Annotated in this window: 2 protein-coding genes; both read right to left on the bottom strand. The window is 37.9% G+C overall.

Annotated features, from left to right (window positions below; translation table 11 throughout):
* Positions 1 to 30: 30 nt before the first annotated feature.
* Entirely contained in the window at positions 31 to 879 is an 849-nt protein-coding gene (locus tag EXT48_RS23500) for an IS3 family transposase (protein WP_346654659.1), read from the bottom strand.
* On the bottom strand, positions 864 to 1,175 hold the full coding sequence (locus EXT48_RS23505; protein ID WP_130166027.1) for a transposase: 312 nt from the start codon (positions 1,173 to 1,175) through the stop codon (positions 864 to 866). The genes EXT48_RS23500 and EXT48_RS23505 overlap by 16 nt, the downstream gene beginning before the upstream one ends.
* Between the last annotated feature and the right edge of the window lie 67 nt (positions 1,176 to 1,242).

Raw genomic sequence — 1,242 nt, forward strand, 5'->3', positions numbered from 1 at the left:
TGTAACGGTCAACTAAATTTGGAGACTGTTTTAGGCAGTTTTTAATAATTTCATTTCATATTGAACTGGTGAAATATTTCCCAATTTATAATGTCGCCTTTTTTGATTATAAAACGGCTCAATATAATCAATAATATCTGCTATTGCTTGATGGCGAGTTTGATATCGTCGATAGTTAACTCGCTCTGATTTTAAACTTCTAAAAAAACGTTCAGTTACCGCATTATCTAAGCAATTACCAGCGCGACTCATGCTTGGTTCAATATCAAATGTTTTAAGCGAGCGTTGAAACGACTCACTTGTATATTGACAACCTTGATCTGAGTGAAACACTAAACCCATGTTTACTTTCCGTTTTTGTACAGCAAGCCTTAACGCTCTTGTTGTTAAATCACTATTTGGTTTATCTGAGAAAGCCCAACTGATGACTCGACGTGAACATAAATCCATAATAACAGCAAGATAGAGCCAACCTTGCCCTGTTCGAATATAAGTAATGTCACCAGACCAATATTGATTTAGCGCTTCAGGATTAAACTGTCGGTTGAGTTTATTCGGTGCGATTATTGATGGCTTTCCTCCTGATGGATAACGGTGTTGTTTAGGCCGTTTCGCAACCAAATTTAATCGTTTCATCCAACGCCTCACTTTTTCAATGCCTACTGAAAACCCCATATCCAGTAATTCAGATAACATACGGCGTTTACCGTAAGTTGCATCCATTTCATTATGAATATGCTTCATTGCAGCTTCCAAACGTACTTTATACGCGTTAATCGTATTGGGTTTAAGACGATAATAAAAAGAACTGGGGGCTATCGCTAAACAACGACAAATTCGCTCTACTTGATGTCCTGCCTTCTTCAGCTTTTTCGCGATTTGTTGGCGTTGCTCATTTCCATTGCGAAGAAGGCCGAAGCTTTTTTTAACAGTTGGTTGTCACTTTGTAGTTCTTTTACTTGCTTTTCTAATTCTTGAATACGTTGCTGCTCTGGAGTTAAGGCTGTTGCTTTGGGGGTTATACCCATTTGCTCTTTTTTATATTGGCTCACCCAACGTTGAATCGACGATAACCCAACATCCATCGCATCAGCTGCATCCTGATATTTATAACCTTGGACTAAAACTAAATTAACGCATTCGCGCTTAAATTCTGGTGTAATTCTTCTTGGCATTTGTAACCTCTTTAGTTGTATTGAATAATACCTCTAAACAGGTCTCCAATCTAAGTCTACCGTTACA

The organism is Pseudoalteromonas sp. CO348, assembly GCF_004208845.1.
In the GTDB taxonomy this organism is placed as follows: domain Bacteria; phylum Pseudomonadota; class Gammaproteobacteria; order Enterobacterales; family Alteromonadaceae; genus Pseudoalteromonas; species Pseudoalteromonas maricaloris.